This is a genomic window from Pseudarthrobacter naphthalenicus, assembly GCF_029076445.1.
Lineage (GTDB): Bacteria > Actinomycetota > Actinomycetes > Actinomycetales > Micrococcaceae > Arthrobacter > Arthrobacter naphthalenicus.
In genome coordinates, this window is the sequence record NZ_JARESG010000022.1 from 1 (window position 1) to 17,630 (window position 17,630).

At 66.3% G+C, this 17,630-nt stretch carries 16 protein-coding genes and 1 pseudogene; 4 read left to right on the plus strand and 13 right to left on the minus strand.

All coding sequences use genetic code 11. From position 1 onward, the window contains the following. From PY310_RS17645 to PY310_RS17690, 10 genes and pseudogenes are all read right to left on the minus strand, one after another. A pseudogene (locus PY310_RS17645) lies at window positions 1–505 on the minus strand (HNH endonuclease signature motif containing protein); the annotation flags it as partial. 159 nt (window positions 506–664) lie between these two features. Next, window positions 665–1,981 carry an ATP-binding protein gene (locus PY310_RS17650; RefSeq protein WP_275215770.1) on the minus strand — a complete coding sequence of 439 codons (1,317 nt, stop codon included), beginning with the start codon at window positions 1,979–1,981 and terminating at the stop codon, window positions 665–667. Window positions 1,982–2,090: 109 nt separating this feature from the next. Beyond that, the gene (locus PY310_RS17655) at window positions 2,091–3,467 is read right to left on the minus strand and encodes an FAD-binding oxidoreductase (protein WP_275215771.1); all 1,377 of its coding nucleotides are present in this window, start codon (window positions 3,465–3,467) and stop codon (window positions 2,091–2,093) included. 359 nt (window positions 3,468–3,826) lie between these two features. Further along, window positions 3,827–4,321 carry a universal stress protein gene (locus tag PY310_RS17660; RefSeq protein WP_275215772.1) on the minus strand — a complete coding sequence of 165 codons (495 nt, stop codon included), beginning with the start codon at window positions 4,319–4,321 and terminating at the stop codon, window positions 3,827–3,829. 170 nt (window positions 4,322–4,491) lie between these two features. Then, window positions 4,492–5,439 carry an L-lactate dehydrogenase gene (locus tag PY310_RS17665; protein ID WP_275215774.1) on the minus strand — a complete coding sequence of 316 codons (948 nt, stop codon included), beginning with the start codon at window positions 5,437–5,439 and terminating at the stop codon, window positions 4,492–4,494. Between the two features lie 155 nt (window positions 5,440–5,594). Next, the gene (locus tag PY310_RS17670; RefSeq protein ID WP_275215775.1) at window positions 5,595–7,115 is read right to left on the minus strand and encodes an amino acid permease; all 1,521 of its coding nucleotides are present in this window, start codon (window positions 7,113–7,115) and stop codon (window positions 5,595–5,597) included. Between the two features lie 78 nt (window positions 7,116–7,193). Then, the gene (locus PY310_RS17675; RefSeq protein ID WP_275215776.1) at window positions 7,194–8,627 is read right to left on the minus strand and encodes an aspartate ammonia-lyase; all 1,434 of its coding nucleotides are present in this window, start codon (window positions 8,625–8,627) and stop codon (window positions 7,194–7,196) included. Window positions 8,628–8,635: 8 nt separating this feature from the next. Further along, window positions 8,636–9,766 (minus strand): asparaginase, encoded by a 1,131-nt coding sequence (locus PY310_RS17680; RefSeq protein ID WP_275215777.1) that lies wholly within the window; start codon window positions 9,764–9,766, stop codon window positions 8,636–8,638. A gap of 55 nt (window positions 9,767–9,821) precedes the next feature. Continuing rightward, complete coding sequence (locus PY310_RS17685) at window positions 9,822–10,577, minus strand: FadR/GntR family transcriptional regulator (RefSeq protein ID WP_419095518.1); 756 nt, start codon at window positions 10,575–10,577, stop codon at window positions 9,822–9,824. A 108-nt stretch (window positions 10,578–10,685) separates the two neighbouring features. Then, a complete protein-coding gene (locus PY310_RS17690; protein ID WP_275215778.1) occupies window positions 10,686–12,542 on the minus strand; it encodes a glycoside hydrolase family 15 protein in 1,857 nt (618 codons plus the stop codon). 121 nt (window positions 12,543–12,663) lie between these two features. On the opposite strand from PY310_RS17690, the gene PY310_RS17695 reads away from it, so the two are divergent. Continuing rightward, complete coding sequence (locus PY310_RS17695; protein WP_275215779.1) at window positions 12,664–13,626, plus strand: polysaccharide deacetylase family protein; 963 nt, start codon at window positions 12,664–12,666, stop codon at window positions 13,624–13,626. A 21-nt stretch (window positions 13,627–13,647) separates the two neighbouring features. On the opposite strand, the gene PY310_RS17700 is transcribed toward PY310_RS17695, so the two are convergent. Further along, on the minus strand, window positions 13,648–14,268 hold the full coding sequence (locus PY310_RS17700; protein WP_275215780.1) for a DedA family protein: 621 nt from the start codon (window positions 14,266–14,268) through the stop codon (window positions 13,648–13,650). A gap of 180 nt (window positions 14,269–14,448) precedes the next feature. Here PY310_RS17700 and PY310_RS17705 point away from each other — a divergent pair, with 180 nt between their 5' ends. Together PY310_RS17705 and PY310_RS17710 are read left to right on the plus strand one after the other, a co-directional pair. Beyond that, window positions 14,449–14,715, plus strand: a complete 267-nt coding sequence (locus PY310_RS17705) for a helix-turn-helix transcriptional regulator (RefSeq protein WP_275215781.1) — start codon at window positions 14,449–14,451, stop codon at window positions 14,713–14,715. Beyond that, window positions 14,712–15,956, plus strand: coding sequence for a type II toxin-antitoxin system HipA family toxin (locus tag PY310_RS17710; RefSeq protein WP_275215782.1), 1,245 nt, complete (start codon window positions 14,712–14,714; stop codon window positions 15,954–15,956). The genes PY310_RS17705 and PY310_RS17710 overlap by 4 nt, the downstream gene beginning before the upstream one ends. A 42-nt stretch (window positions 15,957–15,998) precedes the next feature. Here the strand turns inward: PY310_RS17710 and PY310_RS17715 are convergent, their stop codons facing one another. Next, the gene (locus tag PY310_RS17715; protein WP_275215783.1) at window positions 15,999–16,616 is read right to left on the minus strand and encodes a uracil-DNA glycosylase family protein; all 618 of its coding nucleotides are present in this window, start codon (window positions 16,614–16,616) and stop codon (window positions 15,999–16,001) included. 126 nt (window positions 16,617–16,742) lie between these two features. Between PY310_RS17715 and PY310_RS17720 the strand changes: the two genes are divergently transcribed. Continuing rightward, on the plus strand, window positions 16,743–17,252 hold the full coding sequence (locus tag PY310_RS17720) for a hypothetical protein (protein WP_275215784.1): 510 nt from the start codon (window positions 16,743–16,745) through the stop codon (window positions 17,250–17,252). Here the strand turns inward: PY310_RS17720 and PY310_RS17725 are convergent. Further along, window positions 17,249–17,629, minus strand: a complete 381-nt coding sequence (locus PY310_RS17725) for an RNA-binding S4 domain-containing protein (protein WP_164204101.1) — start codon at window positions 17,627–17,629, stop codon at window positions 17,249–17,251. The two genes, PY310_RS17720 and PY310_RS17725, sit on opposite strands and share 4 nt — an antisense overlap. Window position 17,630 lies beyond the last annotated feature (1 nt).

Consider the following 17,630-nt stretch of genomic DNA (forward strand, 5'->3'; position numbering starts at 1 on the left):
GGTTGGGTGCGGCGGGATCCAGGAAGTGGGCTTCCAGGGCGGCGGCGCCGGCGTGATCGAGGTTGAGGGTTTCGTCCGCCATGACCCGGGCGTGCTGCCAGGACATGGTTCCTGCCTGCAGGGCGGCGAGGGTCAGGGGCAGGGCGGTGGTGAGCCGGTGGGAGGTGGACAGCAGGGACGCGGCGTTTGGTTCGCTGACGGTCAGGACGCAGGCGAGTTCGGCGATCGCGGCCATTTCGTGGGCGGTATTCTCCTGCGGGGACGCGGCAGGGGGTGTGAGTGCCGTGGTCCCGTCGACGTATTCGGTGGTGGTGAAAACTTTCAAAGCGGCCGTGCTTGCTTCGAGCCGGGAGATGACGGCCAGGCGGTCCAGGGAGTCGTCCACACCCCGGCGCAGCGGATCCGGACCGGCTGGGTCCTCACGCTGGCGACGGCGGAGTTCGGCCAGCACGGCAACGGCAGCCACTACCTCATCAAACGCCGCGTCCGCTGCTGTGCCTTCCATGTTTCCATCATGTCGAGGGGGTACGACATTTAAGGTCCCTGAAGCCCCTTCCTGAAAAGAATTCTGGAAATCTTTTTGGCTGCCCCAGTCACCGCTCAGGTGGTCGCCCGCCCAGTCCTGCGCCCGCCCAGTCCTGCGCCGGCCCAGACCTGCCCCGGCCTAGACCCGCCCCAGCGAGTCGATGTCCTCAAGGAAGTCCTGATGGACCTCGGCGCTAACCGTAGTCCGCGTTTCCCCGATGGCGTCCAGGTAATCCTCCGTGGAGGGCCCCTTCCGAACCGCTTCGCGAACTGAAACGCTTCCGCCGGAAGCCGCCCCGCCGTCGTCGTACACTGCCTTTTCCAGCGCACGCTGGGAGGCGCTGCGGGCGGCATACTCAATGTCTGCGGGAGAAAACCCTTCGGTGCGCTCCACCAGGAGTTCCACGTCGACGTCGTCCACCACGGCGGCCGGGATGAAGCGCTGCCACATGGCTTCACGGGCCTGACGGTCGGGCAGTCCGATGGGAATGACGTAGTCGAACCGGCCGTGACGCAGGAATGCGGTGTCCAGCGCCCGGATGAAGTTGGTAGCGCAGACCAGCAGGCGGCCGGGCTGTTCACGGAACGCCGGGATGATTTTCAGCAGCTCGTTCGTGACGCCCTGCAGCGGCGATGGCGGTTCGCCCGAACGCTGGGAAGCAATCTCCTCCACTTCGTCGATAAACACCACGCAGTGCTCCAGTTCGGCAATCTCCAGGAACGTCTCACGCAGCGCACCCGCCAGGCCCTTGGGATCGGAGGCGAGCCGGGACGGGAAGACCTCAACAAACGGCCACTCCAGCCGGGACGCGATCGCCTTCGCGAACGTGGTTTTACCCGTCCCTGGAGGACCAAACAACACCACCGCGCGCGGTGGCACCACACCGTACTCATCCGCGAGGTCCGCCTCCGCGAGAGGCAGGACCAGGCGCCGTTCAAGGAGTTCCTTTTCCTTGCGCATGCCCGCCACGTTTTCCCACAGGTCGCGCGCCAGGACCCGGCCGCCCAGCTGGCCGAGTGCGCCAAGTTCCTGCCGCTGCACCGGGATGGTCCGCTCGAAGTACCGCAAGTTCTTCTTCAGCGCGAAGCCGCGGCTGAGGAAAGCTTCCACCCGGGTTTCGGCCTCGGGCATCAGCGCGGATAGCTTGTTGAGGCCATGCGGGGCCATCCGGTTTTCGACGGCGGCGAGCAGCGACGTGCCGATGCCCCGGCCGCGGTACTCCGGCAGCGTGGCCAGGAAGACGATCCAGCCCTGATCGTGCGCGGCACGTCCGACGGCGGCGCCCACCACCTGCTCGCCCTGCACCGCCACCACTGCATGGTCCTTTTCGCAGGACGCGAGGACCTCGGAGAGGGCATAAACGGGCTCCACGTTGGAGGCCTTGAGGGTCTCCCAGAGGTGCAGGATCCCGTCCAGGTCCGCTGAATGGAAATCCCTGATCCGCCAGTTGGTCATGCCGTGTCTCCCGGGTGGTTCGTCGTTGAACTGCGTGCTCTGCTGAGCATAGGGGATCAGCCCGCGACGAGGGGTTGCAGGAGCGTTGCGTTACAGGATGCCCGGAGGGTCAGGCGGCCGGTTTGATGTTCTGGTTAACGTGGAACAGGTTGTCCGGATCGTATTTCGCCTTGATGCTGGCCAGCCGCTGGTAGTTGCCCGAGTAGTTCTCCTTGGTCCGGGACTGATCGTCGGTGTCCATGAAATTAATGTAGGCGCCGCCGGCGCTGTGCTCACTAAGTCCGGCTGCGTACTCGCGGACCCAACTGATGTTCGCGTCGTTATCGGCAGGGTTCTCCCACATTCCTGCTATCACGGCGGCGAAATCGACATCCCGGTACGGGAAGGCCGTCGCGTCCTTTGGGACCCGATGAACTGCGCCGTTGATGGGGTAGAAGTGGTTGGCGGTCTGCAGGCTCGGGACAGTTTCGCCGTGGTGCTTCGCCAGTTTGATGACCTCGTCAGTCATGGCGGGCAGGAACTCCGCCTTCCAGTAGCCCTGGAGTCCTTTGGGCAACATGGGGTCGAAGAGGGTGTTCAGGACAGGGTAGGGGATCGGTCCCACAAAGGAGCCGGCGACAGGCGCCGCGTCAAAGAACGGCTGCCACTGCCGCTGCCCCTCATCGTGTTCTCCCATCCAGGCGCCCACGAGGACCACCACCGGACGCCCATGGTATTCCTCCGGCAGGAAGGGAACGGGCGGACCCTGGTGGACACCCAGGAAAACGCCCAGTTCCTCCGGAGCCTTGGCGATGGTGTCCCGGTACAACTGGCCCACGGCCTCTGCGTGCTCGAGCAGGTAGATAATCACGCCGCCGTAGACGACATCCACAGGATGAAGGGCGAATTCCAGGGAGGTCACCACGCCGAAGTTTCCGGTTCCGCCGCGGAGGGCCCAGAAGAGATCGTCGTTTTCCGTGGCGCTGGCATGCCGGAATCGCCCGTCTGCGGTGATAACGTCGGCCGATTTCAAGTTGTCGCACGACAGGCCGTACTGGCGCGAAAGGTAGCCGATGCCGCCACCCAAAGTTAGTCCTGCCACGCCGGTGGAACCGATGATCCCGCCTGTGGTGGCCAGTCCGAAGGCGTTGGTTGCGTGGTTGAAATCCGCCCACGTTGCGCCCGTTTCCGACCAAGCCGTTGCCGTGCCGGGATCTACACGTACGCCCCGGCGGTTAGAGAAGTCAAGCACCAGGCCGCCGTCGCAGGTGCCGAACCCGGGGGCGCTGTGGCCGCCACCGCGCAGGGCGATGTCCATCCCCTCGTCCCGGGCGAAATTCACTGCTGTGATCACGTCGGCCACCTGGGAAACCTGAAGGATCCCCGCGGGACGCTTATTGATCATTCCGTTGTACACAGCCCGGGCGGTGTCGTAATCGGGGCTGTCCGCCGTCGAGAGGGAACCGCGTACTTTTTCCTGCAAAGACAAAAGTGAGTTGTTGTTCATGGTGAACTCCAAAGCGCAAAGATGCTGAGGTGTTTAGGCGCGCACCCCGCCAGCTGGCTCTGCCCGATGTGAAAGTTGGAGACCGGTGCACCAGAGGCAGCGGTGCGGTCTGGCCGCACGGTCTGCAGTGGCGTGCTTTATGACTGCAGGGCCGCAGCAGGGCAGCCCGGAACCGGGCACTTCAACGGGTCCGGTTATCCACAAACGTAAGCCCGCGGTCCAGTGCGGTCAATGCCGGGTTTTAGGTCCGACGGTGCCACGTCCGACGACGGCACCGCTGGCTCCATAGGCAGGAAGCCGGGGCGCCGCCGTCGTGGGTTCAGCTTCTTTTTCGTGCCGGAGCGGAATAGCTCAGTGAACTACACCGCGGGGGTGTTTTCGCCCTCGGCCCGGAGGTCCCGTCCGAGGTGGTGCGGGGCGTAGCGGCCATCGGAGTGGATCACCAGGACCGGGCAGGCAGCATGTGAAACACAGGCTGAGCTGACAGACCCCAGATGCATGCCCATGATTCCACCGTGGCCGCGGCGGCCGACCACCAGCATTGCGGCGCCTGCCGCTGCTTCGACGAGCTTGGCCGGCGCGGGACCACGAACCAGCTCATGAGTCATGTTGGCAGGGGCGTCGGGGCCGAATGCTTTGCCGATCGCCTCAGTGAGGGTCTTGGTTGCGTCCGCTTCGAAGGCGTCGAAATCGGGCGGAACATAACCGGCGTACATCTGCGGGAAGTCCCAACAGGCCACCGCGTGAATCCGGGCATCGAGGGCGGGTGCCAGCCGTGCCGCGAGGCGCAGCGCCTGCACCGAGGAATCAGAGCCGTCCACACCAACAACAATCTTTGCTTCGGGGTTGTCCATCGGGATACTCCTTCAAGAAAGGTGATTCTTTACGAATGGAAGAGAACGACGGCGGCATGCCGGTTTCGCCGTTGAAACAGCAGGATGGGGCTGACGCTAGCCCCGGGCCGTGAGGCCCGTCAAGAGGCGGCACTGACATGTGGAAAGAGTCGTGCCCGTTCTTTCGCCGGCTAGATACCCAAAGTGGCCAGGGTGCTCCGCAGGGTGTCGGCGGAATGCTGAAGGGCGGCCAGCTCGTCGTCGTCCATGGGCGTGTGGAGGATCCGGTGCACCCCGCCGCGGCCCACGACGCTGGGGAGGGACAGGGCCACACCGCTAATGCCGTAGGGGCCGTCCAGCACGGTGGAAACAGGGAGGACAGCGTTCTCGTCCCGGAGGAGCGCCTCCACGATCCGTGCTCCGGACAGGCCGATGGCATAGTTGGTGGCACCCTTGCCGGCGATAACCTTGTACGCCGCCTGGGTCACTTCACGGGCGGTTTCATCGAGGTAGTCCGGGGTGAAGACGCGCTGGCCTCCTTCTTCCCACTCGCGGATGGGGACCGGACCGATCGTGGCGCCCGACCAAACGGGAAATTCAGTATCGCCGTGCTCGCCCACCATGCTGGCGTGGACGCTGGCGACGGCCACCCCGGCGCGCCGGGCCAGCAGCCACCGTAGCCGGGATGTGTCCAGCACGGTACCGGAGGAGAAGACACGTTCCGGTGGCAGCCCGGAGATCTTCCGGGCTGCCACCGTGAGCACATCGCAGGGGTTGGTGACCAGGACATAGACCGCATCCGGTGCATGCCGGAGCAGCTGCGGCATGAGCTGTTCGAGGATGCGGACGTTGGTCCCGGCCAGGTCCAGCCGCGTCTGGCCCGGAGCCTGTTTCGCCCCTGCCGTGATAACCACGACGTCGGCGTCTTCAGTCACGGCGATGTCGCCGCCGCCGGTGACGGTTGCCGCGGCCGCTGTGAATTGGGTGCCGTGCGCGAGGTCCAATACCTCCGCCTCCGCCTTCAGCGCGTTGACGTCAAAGAGCGCGACGTGGCTGGCCGAACCCCGGATCAGGGAAGCGTAGGCCAGGGAGGTGCCCACGCTGCCGGCTCCCACAACGGCAAGTTTGGATCCTGGCATGAGCCACCTCTTCCCCCGGTCCCGGAGCTGCGGGAGCTCCGGGGACCGCGTTGTTGGTTGTCCGCAATGGCCTCATGCTACCGATTCATGCAGGACCGCACAGCAGGGGAATCCCGCCGGGGGCTGCACCCATAGGGGAGGGGACAGCCGGGAGGCTACTTCTTGAATGTCGCCGCCGGCGGGTTGGCAATCACCGGGGCTGTGCCGGTGAAGCCCTCACGGGCCTCGGCGATCTCCCGGATGCGGTGACGGCAGGCGTACCACCCCACCACCATCAGGACGGAGGCGATGGCGGTGACCAGCATGGTGAGCGGGGATTCGATGAACACCATCACCAGCACACCCACGAGGAACAGCAGCGAGAGGTAGCCGGTGTAGGGGGCCCCGAACATCCGGAAGGACGGGCGCTCCACCCAGCCTTTGTCTGCCCAGCGTTTGAGCTGGATCTGGCAGAGGACAATGGTTGCCCAGGTCATCACGATGCCCACGGAAGCCACGTTGAGCACAATCTCGAAGGCCTGGGCGGGCACCAGGTAGTTCAGCGGGACGCCCAGCAGGGACACCACGGCGGTGATGGCGATGCCGCCGTAGGGAACGCCGGCCTTGTTCATCCGGGAGGCGAACCTGGGGGCGGAGCCGTTGACGGACATGGAGCGAAGTATGCGTCCGGTGGAATACAAGCCGGCATTGAGGGAGGACAGCGCGGCCGTAAGCACCACGAGGTTCATGATGACATCCACACCCTGAATGCCGATGGAGCCGAAGAACGTCACGAACGGGCTGACACCCTTTTCGTACGACGTGTACGGCAGCAGCAGGGCGAGCAGGATCACGGAGCCGACGTAGAAAACGGCGATGCGGAACACCACCGAGTTGATGGCCTTGGGCATGATCTTTTCCGGGTTTTCAGTTTCGCCTGCCGCGGTGCCCACCAGCTCAATGGAGGCGTAGGCGAACAGGACGCCCTGCATCAGGATGATCATGGGGAGCAGGCCGTTCGGGAACACGCCGCCGTTGTCTGAGAGGAGGTTGAGGCCAACCTGCTGGCCGTCCACGGGGGTGCCGAAGATGACGAAGTAGGTGCCCACCACGAGGAAGATGACCAGCGCGGCAACCTTGATGAGTGCGAACCAGAACTCCATCTCGCCGAAGACCTTCACGGAAACCAGGTTCAGGGCAAGGACCACAAGCAGGGCGGTCAGGGCCCATGCCCACTGCGGGACGGCCGCCATCCAGGGGATGTAGTTTCCGAAGAAGTGCATGTAAAGGGCGGCGGCGGTGATGTCCACGATGGTGGTGGTGGCCCAGTTGATCCAGTAGAACCAGCCGGACACAAAGGCGGCCTTCTCGCCGAAGAACTCACGGGCATAGGAGACGAACGAGCCGGACGACGGGCGGTGAAGGACCAGTTCGCCCAGGGCCCGAAGGATCAGGAAGGCGAAGAAACCGCACACAGCGTAGGCGATCACCAGCGACGGCCCGGCGGCGTTGAGGCGGCCGCCGGCGCCGAGGAACAGGCCGGTACCGATAGCGCCGCCAATGGCGATCATCTGGATCTGCCGCGGCTTCAGGTTCTTGTGGTAGCCCTTGTCCTCCGCGTGCAGTGCTGTTTCGGAGGCGTGGGCGTGGCCGCCGTCAATAACGTGGTCAGGGATGGGGGTGGGGGGATTAGACATGGGGGAGTGTCCTTTGAAATCCGGTTGGTGGGCACGGAACTGCAGGGTTGAGGGCCTGCGTCGGGGTGCTGCTGGGGATTACTTGCTGAGGTTGGCCAGGCGTTCGGGGCTGAGGAGCTCCTGCAGCTGGACTGCGGTGAGCAGGCCGTGTTCCAGGACGAGTTCGGCGACTCCCTTGCCGGTGGCGAGTGCTTCCTGCGCGATGGCGGTGGCAGTGGCGTAACCCAGGTGGGGATTCAGGGCGGTGACCAGGCCGATGGACTGTTCAACGGTGCGCCGGAGGTGCTCGGTGTTGGCGGTGATGCCCCGGATGCAGCGGGCCGTGAGGGTGCGGCAGGCGGCTTCGAGGTGGGAGATGCTCTTGTGGAGGCTGTGGACGATGATGGGTTCGAAGGCGTTGAGCTGGAGCTGCCCGGCCTCGGCGGCCATGGTGATGGTGACGTCGTTGCCGATGACTTCGTAGGCCACCTGGCTGACCACTTCCGGGATGACCGGGTTGATCTTGCCGGGCATGATGGAGGACCCGGACTGGACGGCGGGCAGGTTGATCTCGCCGAAGCCAGCGCGCGGCCCGGAGGAGAGCAGGCGGAGGTCGTTGCAGATCTTGGAGAGCTTCACCGCCACCCGCTTGAGGACGCCGGACAGGTGGACGAATGCGCCCACGTCCTGGGTGGCTTCGATGAGGTCGGGCGCGGTGACCAGCGGAAGGCCCGTGATCTCGGCCAGGTGCCGGCAGGCTGCTTCGGCGTAGCCGGCGTGGGCATTCAGGCCGGTGCCGATGGCGGTGGCGCCGAGGTTGATCTCGTGAATCAGCAGGTCTGCTTCGGCCAGCCGCAGGCGGTCCTCGCCGATGGTGATGGCGTACGTGCCAAACTCCTGGCCGAGGGTCATGGGGACCGCGTCCTGTAGCTGCGTGCGGCCCATCTTCACCACGGTACGGAATTCGAGCGCCTTCTCGGCGCAGGCTTCCTCAAGTTCTGCCAGGGCAGCGAGGAGTTCGCGGGCGGCGAAGATGGTGCCCAGCTTCACGGCCGTGGGGTAGACGTCGTTGGTGGACTGGCTGAGGTTCACGTGGTCGTTGGGGTGCAGCCTTGCGTAGTCACCTTTGGGATGACCGAGGATTTCCAGTGCCCGGTTGGCGATGACCTCGTTGGCGTTCATGTTCGACGACGTCCCGGCACCGCCCTGGATTACGTCCACCACAAACTGGTCGCTGAGTTTGCCGTCCATCACCTCGGTGCAGGCCTGGCCGATTGCTTCCGCCCGTTCAGCGTCCAGCAGGCCCAGCTCGTGGTTGGTCCGGGCGGCGGCGAGTTTCACCGCGGCGAGGCCGCGGACCAGGTGCATGTTGGAGGACAGGGGCTGCCCGGTGATGGGGAAGTTTTCCACGGCACGGAGCGTGTGCACGCCCCAGTAGGCGTCCGCGGGGATGTCGCGGTCGCCGAGGAGATCGTGTTCGGGCCGGGTTTCCTGTGCAAGGTCGGGGGCGTCGAGAGTGGTCAGGGTAGTCATCAGGGTCCTCAGAGGGCTTCGTTGACGGGGATGGGCAGGGGAGCTGCGGGGGCAGATGAGGCAAGCGCGGTTGATGGAGCGAGGAAATCCGTCGGCTGGAGCAGTCCCACCTGGTGGCCGCCGCCCAGAACCGGGGCGGTAGCGATGCCGGCCAGCGGTGCGGTGTCGAGGCCGAGGGCCGCCAGGATGTGGACGGTGGCGGGCATCCGGGCGCGGTCTCCGCCGTCGGAAATTTTGACCGCGACGGCGCGGCCGTCCGGCAGGCCCAGCAGCTGCACACCTTCAAAACCGTCCTTTGCCACGGTGCCCGGGAGCAGCCGCATCAGTTCGGTGACGTCCCGGCGCTCGCCGGCCACCATGTCCGGGTGTTGCCGCATGGCGAGTCCGACGGCGGCTTCCGGACGCAGCTGGGCGGTGGCGCCGTCGTCGGGGGTGCTTGCGTGAGAGGTGGCTGCGGCGGAAGCGGCAGCGGCGGCGATGGTGCCGAAGGCGCGGGCCATCCCGCGGAGGGTGAGGGCGAACAGCGGCGTTCCGCAGCCATCGGTGCTGCGGACGGACGGTTCCTCTCCCGCGAGTTCCGCGACCGTGGATGCGACCAGCTGCTGCAGGGGGTGCGACGGGTCCAGGTAGCCCTCCACCGGCCAGCCGTTGATGACGCAGGTGGCGGCCATGGCAGCGTGTTTGCCGGAGCAGTTCTGCGTCACCTGCGTGGGGTTGAGGCCGGCGCGCAGCCAGTTTTCGCGTTCGTTGGTGCCGTACGGGAGGTCGGTGCTGTTCTTGAGGTCGTTGGCGGTGAGGCCATGCATGGCGAGGATGCGCTGGGTGCCGCCGCGGTGCCTGGAACCGCCGGAGTGGCTCGCGGCGGCCAGGGCCAGGAGGTCCGGGGGGAGCCTCAGGCCGGCGCGGACCATGGCCACAGCCTGCAGCGGCTTCAGCGAGGAGCGCGGGTAGAACGGCGCCAGGGGGTCCCCGGCGGCGGCGAGGATGGTGCCGTCCGGGGCGGTAGCGATCGCCGAGCCGTAGTGGACGCTTTCCACGAGGCCGTCGCGGGTGGCGACAACCAGGGGCGCGTGCTGCGGAAGGTTGCCGGGGCTGCCGGGGGCAGCAGTCTGGGCAGCATGAAGTGCAGGGGCAGGCATGGAGTCCTAGGGTGTGGTGAAGGGATTCTTGCTGACGCGTTGGTGGCGGAAAGTTTTAGTGATTGAGGATGGAATCGAGGGCGACTCCCACGGCGCGCAGATGTTCGGCCATCGCGCTGCTGGCTTCATCGGCGGACTGGGCTTCGATGGCCTCGAGAATCCGCTGGTGCTCGGCGTCGGAGGCGTGCTGGCGGTCGGCCACCATGTTCAGCGTCTCGGACTGGAAGGCCAAGGCGCCCCTGATGTCCGCCACCACGCTGGCGAACACCCTGTTTCCGCTGGCCCGTGCGATGGCGGCGTGGAAGCTTGAGTCCAGGGCCACCCAGGACTCGGGGTCGGTTTCGGTGGTCATGGCGGCCACGATGTGGCGGAGGGTTTCCAGCTCTTCAGCAGTCCGGCGCTGGGCAGCCAGCCCGGCGGCGGGAACTTCGATGTGGGGGCGGGCCTCGGTAAGGTCCCGGGCCGAGTACTGCCCGAGGGTGAGATCGTTGGCCACCTTGTTGGCCACCACAAACGTGCCCTTGCCGGTCTTGGTGACCGTCAGGCCCAGCGCTGTGCAGGAACGGAGGGCTTCGCGGATGACGGAGCGGCTGACGCCGTACTGCTGCGACAGGGAAGCTTCGGAACTGAGCTTCCCGCCCACCGCCACGACGCCGGACTCGATGTCACCGCGGATGGCGTTGAACACCGCTTCGGCAGCGCTGAGTCTCGCGAGCGCCCGGAACGCCGTGGCCGGAGTCTGGAGTGCGGGGGGCTGCTCGCGTAATGGATCTGCAGGCTGTCCTGCTGTCCGGCTGTCTGACAGGTTCACCCCTCAAATATGGCACGGGTCACAGAGTGTGTCAATGTCTGAGGCGGCCCACGCGCCGGGAAGGCGGCCCAGTTGGGGGCCGGCGTCGCTCATTTCCCGCACCATGGGTCAGGACTGTGAGGCCTTCCGTCGCTGCGCCTTGAGTAGGCGCAGGCCGCTGGACAGCACCCCCACGTGGCTGAAGGCCTGCGGAAAGTTGCCAAGGAACTCCCCGGTGTCCGGGTGGATCTGTTCAGGGAACAGGCCCAGTGGGTTGGCCCGCCTGCACAGCGACTCGTAGAGTTCGTGCGCCTCATCCAGCCGCCCCTGGCCGGCCAGGTTGTCCACGAGCCAGAAGCTGCAGAGCAGGAAGGCGCCCTCACCGCCGGGCAGTCCGTCGGGTGACGCAGCAGGCAGGTAGCGGAAGAGGAGCCCGTTGCCTGCATCCAGGTTGGCTGCTATGGCGTTGGATGTGGATACCATCCGGGGGTCATCGAACGGAATGACATTCCTGATGGGGAGGGTCAGCAGTGCCGCGTCCAGTCCGCCCTGGCCGCCCTGGCCGCCCAGATGTTCGGTGAAGGTGTGCCGTTCCGGGTCCCAGGACAGGCCGAGGGCCGCCCGGTGGATTTGCCGGGCCGCCGCCTCCCAGCGCCTCTTCGGATAGGACAGCCTGTGCTTCCGGGCAATCTGGATGGCCCGGTCCAGGGCCACGTGGCACATGGCTGCCGAGTAGGTGAAGGGGCGGCCATCACTCCGGACTTCCCAGGGTCCGTTGTCCGGCTTCTTCCAGCTGGCGATGGCTGCTTCCACAATGGGCACCAGGGTGGACCACAACTGGTGGTCCACGGGCTGCCCGCTGTTGGACCACTGGTAGGCGATATCAACAATTTCTCCGTAGACATCGTGCTGCACCTGGTGGACCGCGCTGTTTCCCCACCGCACCGGGGATGACCCGCGGTAGCCTCGCAGAACCGGATCCACCACCTCGTCCGGAGGCTGGGACCCGTCCAGCGCGTACATAACGTGCGGGACGCCGTCGCGCTCCACATTCGTCAGGACCCAGGCGAGGAAGACGTCGGCGTCGCTGCGGTCACCGATCCGCCGGAACACATAGTTGGAGAAGGACGCGTCGCGCACCCACGTGTACCGGTAGTCCCAATTGCGGGCAGCGCCGGGCCACTCAGGGAGCGAGGACGTGGCGGCGGCCATGATGGCGCCGGTCTCCGCATGGTCAAGCAGCTTCAGGGTGATGGCGGACCGTTTCATCAGCTCTGCCTGGGAACCCTCGCAGTTCAGATTTGACGCCCATTCCCGCCAGGCTCTTACCGTCTGGTCGATGAGCCTCTTTGCGTCGGGGCGTTGGCGGAGGCGGAACCGCCCCGACCAGTACAGGGCCGCGGTCAGTGTTTCACCGGCGCGCAGGGTCAGCTCGGTACTGAGCCCGCGGCCGTCAGGATGGAGTTCCTCCGATGACCACAGGTAGACCTCCTGCATCCCGTCCACGGGCCAGTCGAAGCGCCAGCCGGATGCGAGCTGATCAAAAGTGGCACCGGCTTTGGGTTCGATCCGAATGCGCACCCGCACGTTGCCGCCCACGGCCTGAGCGTGCCGGAGCAGTTCGCTCCGGCCGGCCGGGACGGGTTCGGCAAGGTTCGCTCCGGAGCGCAGGGTAAGGCAGTCCGTCACCTGCAGCATTCCGCGGTCCGAAAACAGGGACGTCACCACCACCCCGGAGTCCTCTGTGTAGCGCTGGTCCGCGGACAGGAGCGGTACGGGCGTGATCTCGAACCGTCCCCCTGCCTCGCTGTCCAGAAGGCCGGCAAGGAACGGCGGGCTGTCGAATTCGGGCAGGCACAGCCAGGAGATTCCGCCGTCCCGCCCCACCAGGGCACACGTTGACCCGTCGCCGATGAGGCCGTGGTCCTCGATGGGCAAGTAGCCGTCGAGGCGCTCCACCGGACGTGAATGTGCCGGAGCATGCATGCCTGCTGGCTCCTTCAGTGGTTTCCTGTACCTCTTAATTCTCCCGCTGTTCCCTGACCTTTTCCACCGCCTTGGGCCTTTCTGCCCTTCCTTGGGGCTCTTCGTCCTGCCACGCTGAAGCATGAGCCCGCTCTCCGCCAAGGACCGCCGGATTTGGGCTGCCCTCCTGGCCGCGGCGCTGGTGATTGGCCTGGCCGTGTGGGGGATGGTGCTGTTGAGTGCCCCTCCGGCGGGCGGTCCGGCAACTTCAGTTTCGCCGTCGGCCGGGGCCATCACCGGGGTTCCCTCCTCGACTGGCGCGCCTGCCACGGCGACGGCTCCGGCGACGACGCCGCCCCCTCCCGCCGAGCGGCTTCCGTCCCCGGCGCCGACGGCTCCGCCGGTGGTGGGCCCGGAACCTCCCGTCACGCCGCAGCCCCCGCCGCCGCAACCGCCCCCCGCGGCGCCGTTCCCGCGGGCGCTCCTCGGCCAGGACATTGAAGCAATACCGGGTGCGGGACGGGTCGTCGCACTGACGTTCGACGCCGGCGCGAACTCGGCTGCCTTGCCCAGCATTCTGAACACACTCGCGCGGGCCGGAGTGCCGGCGTCGTTCTTCCTTACCGGGAGCTGGGCGGCAGCGAATCCTGCCGGCGTGTCCGCGATTGTGGCCTCCGGGCACCGTGTGGGCAACCATTCAATGACTCACCCCGGCTTCACCGGACTCTCGGACGCAGGAATCGCGGCCGAAATCCAGGGGGCGCAGCAAGCCATCCTCGCCGCTGGGGCAGACCCCGCGCCGCTCTTCCGTTTTCCCTTCGGCGAACGGGACGCCCGCACTATCGCGGCCGTGAACAACCTCGGCTACGTGCCAGTCAGGTGGACCGTGGACACGCTCGGCTGGAAGGGGACCAGCGGGGGAATCAGTGCGCAGCAGGTGGCGGACAGGGTGCTGGCAGCACTGCGCCCGGGCGAGATCGTCCTGATGCACATCGGGTCCAACCCGGACGACGGCAGCACCCTGGACGCCGACGCCCTCCCGCACATCATCGACCGTGTGCGGCAGGCCGGCTACGGCTTCGTTACCTTGGACAGCCTGCTGTAAGCGGTGTGCGGGGGAAGCCTGCTATTCCCCGTTTGATGTGCGTTCCCTGCGCCACTCCCGCAGGCGCCATGCCACCAGCGCGGCAACGGCTACCGCAGCGATGATGACGGCGAGGTCCTGGCCGGCTGCCTTGGCCACGGCCTCATAGGAGTTGCCGGCAAGGTAGCCCAGCAGGACAAAGCCGATGCCCCAGACGAGACCGCCGGCCGCGTTGAAGAGCAGGAAGCGGCCGTAGGGCATCCGCGACGCGCCGGCCAGGGCGGGCATCGTTGCACGGAAGAAGGCGACGAACCGTCCCAGAAAGACCGCCCAGCCGCCCCTGCGGCGCAGGAAGCCCTGCGCCTTGTGGACCCGTCTCCTGTGCCGGGACAGCGATCTGGACTTCAAAAGGCGAGGGCCCAAATGCTTCCCGACCTCGTAGCCCACGGTGTCGCCCAGAATGGCAGCGGCCACCACAACAAGCATCATCAGCGGCAGCTGGACTTCGCCGCGGCTGGCCACCACGCCACCCAGGACCGCTGCTGTTTCACCCGGAATGACAAAGCCGACGAACAGCGCGTCCTCGGCGAACACCAGGCAGAACACGGCGATGAAGGCCACGAGCGGGTTGACGTTCAGGATGCCATCGATGAAGCCGCTCATGGGGACATCCTAGGCCCGCCGGAGGGGAACACGAGGCGTGGCGGCGGAACTCAGCCACTACTCATCGGATACATTCGTCCGGCACGTTCGTGCCGATCCTCCGCTAGTCAGAAACCCGTGGCGGGCGTAGGATCGTGCCAGCCACTAAAAGCGGCACGATCGTACCTATTGGAGGTTGCGGTGGAACCCCTCGCCAGCATGCTCGCCGCCGAGGTCCGCCTGCGGCGCGGGCAGCTCGGCCTCACCCAGCGCGATCTCGCGGACATGGCCGGGGTCTCGGAACGGTTCGTACGTTTTGTGGAGCAGGGCAAACCCAGTGTTCAGCTCGATTCCCTGACCGCGGTCCTGGACACCCTGGGCCTCGAACTCCGGCTCACCACCAGGACCAGCGAGGCCGCCCGCGCCCTCGCGGAGAATGCCGGCGCCCACCCGAACACGCAGCCATGACGCACCGCATCGCAGATATCTACAAGGCCGGCGTCCTGGCGGCCAAGCTCGAACGGCACGACGGCGGCACCCGGTTCAGCTACCTCCCGGCCTACCTGCAAAGCGGGGGACCCGCCGTCGCCAGTTCCCTGCCCCTCACCGCCGAACCCGTGATCTCAGCAGCGGGAGCGGCGCCGCCCTACTTCACCGGGCTGCTCCCGGAGGGGCGCCGGCTCAACGCGCTGCGTCGGTCCATCAAGACCAGCGCCGACGACGACCTGTCCCTGCTCATCGCCGCCGGGGCAAACCCGGTGGGCGACGTCCAGATTGTGGGCCACGGTGAACCGCTGGACCCGGACGAGCACGCCGTGGAGCTGGACCCCAAGCTGCCCGTGGATTTTGACCAGCTGCTGGGCGACCCTGACCTGATCGACCCCGTGGCCCTCGCCGGTGTGCAGGACAAGTTGTCCGCCGGGATGATCTCGCTGCCCGTTGCCAGCGCCGGCAAGCGATTCATCCTCAAACTCAACGCCCCCGAATTCCCGCACGTGGTGGAGAACGAGCTGGTCATGTTCCGGTACGCGGCCAAACTCCGGATCCCGCTAAGCCCGGTGCGGTTGATCAGGGATGTCGAAGGACGGCCCGGGCTGCTCGTGGAGCGTTTTGACCGGGTCCCGGTTCCGGGCGGTCAGCCCGACCAGGTTCAGCGGCTCGCCGTGGAGGACGGCGCCCAGGTGCTCAAGCTCTACCCGGCCGACAAGTACAACGTGGGGTACGGCACGGTGTGCCACGCGCTCGCAGATCACTGCGCCGCCCGCCTCCCGGCCCTGCGCAACCTCGCCATTCAGGGGGCTTTCGCATGGCTGAGCGGCAACGGGGACCTGCATGCCAAGAACGTCTCCATGGTCCAGCAGCCGCACGGAGAGTGGACCATTGCGCCTGTTTACGACATTCCCTCCACAGTGGTCTACGGCGACAAGACCCTGGCCCTGACCCTGAACGGGAAGCGGAGCGGAATTTCGCGCCGGCATTTCCTGGGCTGGGCGACGGACCTCGGGCTCACCGGCCGCACCGCGGATCAGGTGGTGGAGCTGGCCCTCAGGGCGTCCGGTCCGCTGATCGCCGACCTGGAGGCAGGCACGGCCTTCGCCGCCGGCACCAGTCCGGGAAGAAACGACGACGGCGCCTCACCCTTCCCGGACATGGTCACCAGGGCGTGGGTGAAGGAGCTCAAGCACCGCAGGCGCCTGCTGGAGGGGTGAGGCACCACGGTGAGTGCCGCCGTCGTACTTAAGAGCGGGAGCTCAGAGGTGCTGGATGCCTGCCCGCTGCATGGCGTCCTTGTAGACTTCCACGCTCTTGGCCAGGAGGTCCTCCTGCTTGGCCTCGGAAACAGCAAAGGCCCGCCCGCCGAGCGCGCTGGCCTTATAGATCTTGATGCCGTTGTTCTTCAGGGAGGAATGGTAGGTCTTCTCGAAGAGGGTGAGGAACGTGGAAGCGTCGGTGCCGTGGGCGATGACTGCCGAGACCCGGCGGTTGATTTTCAGGAACTGGCGGAACGGCCGGAGGCCATCGGTCTTTTCCTGAACGTTCAGGGCCGAGGGCAGCTCCGGATCGCGGACCCACGGGTAGGCGTTCCACGGCATTACGTAGCGGGGATCGAGTTCCGCGAGTTCGTAGATCTGCGTGGCACGGCGGGCGGCTTCGTCATCGTTGAAATGGGAGACGAACCCCGATTCGGTACCCTTGCCCGGGCTCACATGGAGGCTGACAATGCGGCATTCGTCCTCGTCATGCACGGGATCGATGTAAGGAACAACGGACCCTGGCTTCTTTTCCATCAGTTCGTCGCAAAGCTGCGTTACCGCCGCGATGTTTGGTTCCTGTAGCAGGGCCTTTTTTTCGTCCCAGTCAATCGTCACGATCTCTCCCTCAGCAGCAAGGCGTCCAGAATCAGGCGTCTAATGCCACTCTACGCTTTTGGACGTTTCGGTGCGCAGCCGGGATGGGCTCACCGGACCGGTGCCCGCCCGGGTAACCTCGTCAGGGTGAACAGGAAAACGCTCAAATCCGACGGCTTCGCAGGCTTCAGGCAGTTCGACGACCTCGAGATCATGAGGGTGCCGCAAGGTACCGGCGTGTTCGCCGTCCTCCGGCCCAACGAGTACGAGCCGCACTTCCTGAAACGAAGCACCGCCGGTGTCTTCAAAAAGAAGATCCCCACGCTGCCGGCCGAAACGCTGTTCCAGGAGTGGGTGGACGGTGCGGACATTCTCTACATCGGCAAGGCGGGGCCGGGAAGCAAGGGCAACCGGGGCCTTCGCAGCCAGATCAAGGAGTTCCTGGACTTCGGCCGGGGTCTGCCGCCGGGACACTGGGACGGCCGGCTCATCTGGCAGCTGACCCACACGGACGAGCTGATCATCGCGTGGAAAGAGCTGCCCGCCGAAGAAGTGAACCAGGCCGAGGCCGCCTATCATGCTGCCTTCGTGGCGGACCACGGCCGGCTGCCGTTCGCAAACCTCGTGCAGGCCAGGTTCAAAACAGGCCAGGCTTAGGAGCCTTTGAGCCGTTCCATCTCGCGCCGGTCCTTCTTGGTGGGCCGTCCGGCGCCGCGGTCACGCTGCGGCAGTCCCAGCGCCGGTGCGACGGGGCGGGGCGGGGTGTGGTCCGTGAAGCAGTGCGATGCGGCCTCGGCACCCACCCGTTTGGCGATCAGGCGGCGGACCTCAAGGATGCGTTCGAAGCCGGACATGCGGATGGTCACGGTCTCACCCGTCACCAGCGTGGCCGAAGCTTTCGCGGGGCTGCCGTTGAGCCGCACATGGCCGGCCCGGCACGCGGCAGTGGCGGCGGAGCGGGTCTTGTAGGCGCGGATGGCCCACAGCCACGCATCAAGGCGGACGCTGGCGGGGGAGGCGGGAAGGCTGGTCATG

Coding starts and splice junctions, on each gene's coding strand:
- PY310_RS17690 (WP_275215778.1), bottom strand. CDS start 12,542: ATGCATGCTCCGGCACATTCACGTCCGGTGGAGCGCCTCGACGGCTAC.
- PY310_RS17700 (WP_275215780.1), bottom strand. CDS start 14,268: ATGAGCGGCTTCATCGATGGCATCCTGAACGTCAACCCGCTCGTGGCC.
- PY310_RS17675 (WP_275215776.1), bottom strand. CDS start 8,627: ATGACTACCCTGACCACTCTCGACGCCCCCGACCTTGCACAGGAAACC.
- PY310_RS17665 (WP_275215774.1), bottom strand. CDS start 5,439: ATGCCAGGATCCAAACTTGCCGTTGTGGGAGCCGGCAGCGTGGGCACC.
- PY310_RS17695 (WP_275215779.1), top strand. CDS start 12,664: ATGAGCCCGCTCTCCGCCAAGGACCGCCGGATTTGGGCTGCCCTCCTG.
- PY310_RS17710 (WP_275215782.1), top strand. CDS start 14,712: ATGACGCACCGCATCGCAGATATCTACAAGGCCGGCGTCCTGGCGGCC.
- PY310_RS17660 (WP_275215772.1), bottom strand. CDS start 4,321: ATGGACAACCCCGAAGCAAAGATTGTTGTTGGTGTGGACGGCTCTGAT.
- PY310_RS17680 (WP_275215777.1), bottom strand. CDS start 9,766: ATGCCTGCCCCTGCACTTCATGCTGCCCAGACTGCTGCCCCCGGCAGC.
- PY310_RS17655 (WP_275215771.1), bottom strand. CDS start 3,467: ATGAACAACAACTCACTTTTGTCTTTGCAGGAAAAAGTACGCGGTTCC.
- PY310_RS17725 (WP_164204101.1), bottom strand. CDS start 17,629: ATGACCAGCCTTCCCGCCTCCCCCGCCAGCGTCCGCCTTGATGCGTGG.
- PY310_RS17650 (WP_275215770.1), bottom strand. CDS start 1,981: ATGACCAACTGGCGGATCAGGGATTTCCATTCAGCGGACCTGGACGGG.
- PY310_RS17670 (WP_275215775.1), bottom strand. CDS start 7,115: ATGTCTAATCCCCCCACCCCCATCCCTGACCACGTTATTGACGGCGGC.